The following is a 3,621-nucleotide window of genomic DNA, read 5'->3' on the forward strand; positions in this document are numbered from 1 at the left end:
TTACAATGCAGAACCTGGAAACTTCCGGGGAGCGCTTCCTGCTCAATCAGGGCGCTGCGATAACGGCTGACATCGCAACGAATACAAGCGCCGATGTCAACATTTACACCGGTAATCTGAATGACACCATAACCCTGGGAGCAGGATCGGATAGCGTTTGGGCAAATGCCGGGGACGATGTCATAGACGCTGGCGCCGGAAATGACACTGTTTATGGTCATGACGGCAATGACAGGTTCCTGCATAGCCTTGGTGACGGAAACGATACATACCACGGTGGCGCTTCAAGCTCATGGACCGATACCATTGAACTGAATAATGACGGCGGAGATTTAGGGGTTTACGGTGTCGACTGGACCATCGACATAACCAACGGCGCAATCGAATCCGTAACAGCCAACGAGATCATCTTCAGTGATGATACGGATGGAACCATCGTTCTGCAGGACGGATCCACCATCGATTTCCACGATATGGAATCGGTCCAGTTCAGTTGATTGTGCCCACGGGTCCATTTTAAAAAAATAACACGTTGCAGCCGGCGATCATGTCGCAGGCAGATTGCACGCGTACGGGCGTTGCTACGGCCTTGCCCGAAGCCATTGTCGGCGGCCATCCGAAAAAGAAACCGGATCGATGACCTCCAGCCATGGAACTTCAAGCCGTCAAGATAATCGCGCTTACAGGCTGGGGGCGGGATGAAGACAGGTCTAAGGCTCAGGAAACAGGATTTGATGCTCATCTGGTAAAGCCGGTCAACTACAAGGACCTCTTGCGGACAGCAGCGGAAGTCTTCGGCAAATCAGCACCGGGTGAGCAGTCCCCGCCTTCGTGATGGAAACGGGTTCCTGAACCGCAGGATTATCCGCAACTCCTTCGAAAGCAGCTTGGCATGTTGCCTTGCGAATGTGCTATAGCGGATGGCAACGCAGACGAGAACAGGTTGGACTGGATCTTTGGGCCAACACGCCCATTCCCCCGCGCCGGAATGCCCGAAAGGGCACGGCAAATGCACCGGCCCTGTGCCAAAGGTGCTTTCCCAAGCCATCCGCCTTTTATCCCCGATAGGACAGCTCGATGAAATTCCGCTTCCCCATCGTCATCATCGATGAAGACTTTCGCTCCGAAAACATTTCCGGGTCCGGTATTCGGGCCATGGCGCAGGCCATTGAAAATGAAGGGTTTGAGGTTCTCGGTGTCACAAGTTACGGGGATCTTTCCCAGTTCGCCCAGCAACAGTCCCGGGCAAGTGCCTTTGTGCTTTCGATTGATGACGAGGAGTTCACGCCGGGGCCGGACCTTGACCCGGCAGTCCTGAACTTGCGGAATTTCATCGAGGAGGTTCGCTGGAAGAACGCGGACGTTCCGATCTATGTGTACGGCGAGACCAAGACATCCCGCCACCTGCCCAACGACATCCTGCGCGAGCTGCACGGTTTTATCCATATGTTCGAGGATACGCCGGAATTCGTGGCCCGCCATATCATTCGCGAGGCCAAGAGCTATCTTGAAGGCATCCAGCCGCCGTTTTTCCGGGCCCTTCTGGATTACGCCGAAGACGGGTCCTACTCCTGGCACTGCCCGGGACATTCCGGCGGTGTTGCGTTTCTGAAGAGCCCGATTGGCCAGATGTACCACCAGTTCTATGGCGAGAACATGCTGCGCTCGGATGTCTGCAATGCGGTGGAAGAGCTGGGCCAGCTGCTGGATCACAATGGCGCAATTGGCGCGTCAGAACGCAATGCGGCGCGCATTTTCAACGCCGATCACTGCTTCTTCGTGACCAATGGTACGTCGACCTCCAACAAGATGGTCTGGCACCACACGGTCGCGCCGGGCGATGTCGTGATCGTGGATCGCAACTGCCACAAGTCGATCCTGCACTCGATCATCATGACAGGCGCGGTTCCCGTGTTCCTGAAGCCGACGCGCAATCATTTCGGCATTATCGGGCCAATCCCGCAGTCGGAATTCGAGATCGAGACGATCAAGGCGAAAATCCGCGCCAACCCGCTTCTCGCCGACGTGGACGCGGAGACGGTCAAGCCGCGGATCCTGACGCTGACCCAGTCGACCTATGACGGGGTGCTCTACAACACCGAGACCATCAAGGGCATGCTGGACGGGTATGTCGAGAACCTGCATTTCGACGAAGCGTGGCTGCCGCATGCCGCGTTCCATCCGTTCTATGGAACCTTCCATGCCATGGGGCGCAAGCGGGAGCGCACGAAGCATTCGGTGACCTATGCCACCCAGTCGATCCACAAGCTGCTGGCGGGCATCAGTCAGGCCAGCCACGTGCTGGTTCAGGACAGTCAGGACACCAAGCTGGACCGGCACCTCTTCAACGAAGCCTACCTGATGCACACCTCCACCAGCCCGCAATACAGCATTATCGCCAGCTGCGATGTTGCGGCTGCGATGATGGAGCCTCCCGGCGGCACGGCGCTGGTTGAGGAGAGCATTGCCGAAGCGTTGGATTTCCGGCGGGCCATGCGCAAGGTCGATGCCGAATTCGGCAACGACTGGTGGTTCCAGGTATGGGGGCCGGATGAGCTGGAGGAAGAGGGGATCGGCCGGTCAAAGGACTGGGTCCTGCGCCGCACGGATTCCGATGGTGTTCAGACCTCGAATGGCGAGGATTCCTGGCACGGTTTCGGTGACATGGCTCCGGGCTTCAACCTGCTTGACCCGATCAAGGCGACCATCATCACGCCGGGGCTCAATCTGGACGGACGCTTCGAAGATACCGGCATTCCGGCTTCCATCGTCACAAAATTCCTGGCCGAACATGGCGTGGTCGTGGAAAAGACCGGCCTCTACAGCTTCTTCATCATGTTCACCATCGGCATCACCAAGGGCCGCTGGAACACGCTGCTGACCGCGTTGCAGCAGTTCAAGGATGATTACGAGAAGAACCAGCCCATGTGGCGCATGATGCCGGAATTCTGCGCCAAACATCCGCGGTATGAGCGCATGGGCCTGAAAGACCTGTGCCAGCACGTGCATGCGCTTTACGCCAAGTATGACGTCGCCGTGCTGTCAACGGACATGTATCTGAGTGACCTGACCCCGGCCATGAAGCCAAGCGATGCCTTTGCCCACATTGCGCAACGCACAACGCAGCGCGTTCCGATTGACGATCTGGAAGGCCGCATCACCACCAGCCTCGTCACGCCCTATCCTCCGGGCATCCCACTGCTCATCCCCGGCGAAGTGTTCAACCGCAAGATCGTGGAATACCTGAAATTCAACCGCGAATTTGCCCGCGAATGCCCCGGCTTCGAAACCGACATCCACGGCCTCGTCCAGGAAACCGGCGACGATGGCGTCGTTCGCTACTATGCGGACTGTGTTGCGGTTTGAGGGGGCGAATACCCCGGCTGGTCGTGTGATTGGTTGAACTATCAAAGGTCCGGGGTGGCAATCTGATCCGGGGCGGGGAAACTGTGTTCAAGCTGGGGCGGAAGGATTGCGGGGCGGGGGGCAGCGTGGCAGCGTTTGAGACCTCGGTCGGTAAGGTGTTGAATTGAAGGGAATCGAATACATAATTTTTCTGCACTAGGTGGACACCCGCAAAAACCCAATGATTTTGGCTTGGCCTTTTAGGAGCAGCCGTTT

At 57.2% G+C, this 3,621-nt stretch carries 3 protein-coding genes; all 3 read left to right on the forward strand.

The features are described 5' to 3' along the window. A partial coding sequence (locus tag F0155_RS22950) for a calcium-binding protein (protein WP_425299995.1) occupies positions 1 to 497 on the forward strand: 497 nt, incomplete at its 5' end. A 152-nt stretch (positions 498 to 649) separates the two neighbouring features. Further along, complete coding sequence (locus tag F0155_RS22955) at positions 650 to 835, forward strand: response regulator (RefSeq protein ID WP_150526896.1); 186 nt, start codon at positions 650 to 652, stop codon at positions 833 to 835. Between the two features lie 242 nt (positions 836 to 1,077). After that, the gene (locus tag F0155_RS22960) at positions 1,078 to 3,366 is read left to right on the forward strand and encodes an arginine/lysine/ornithine decarboxylase (protein ID WP_150526897.1); all 2,289 of its coding nucleotides are present in this window, start codon (positions 1,078 to 1,080) and stop codon (positions 3,364 to 3,366) included. Positions 3,367 to 3,621: the final 255 nt, after the last annotated feature.

The sequence above is a fragment of the Roseibium sediminis genome (genome assembly GCF_008711325.1).
GTDB lineage: Bacteria > Pseudomonadota > Alphaproteobacteria > Rhizobiales > Stappiaceae > Roseibium > Roseibium sediminis.

Excerpts from the sequence above, each read along its gene's own strand:
- F0155_RS22955 (WP_150526896.1), top strand. The coding sequence starts at position 650 with ATGGAACTTCAAGCCGTCAAGATAATCGCGCTTACAGGCTGGGGGCGG.
- F0155_RS22960 (WP_150526897.1), top strand. The coding sequence starts at position 1,078 with ATGAAATTCCGCTTCCCCATCGTCATCATCGATGAAGACTTTCGCTCC.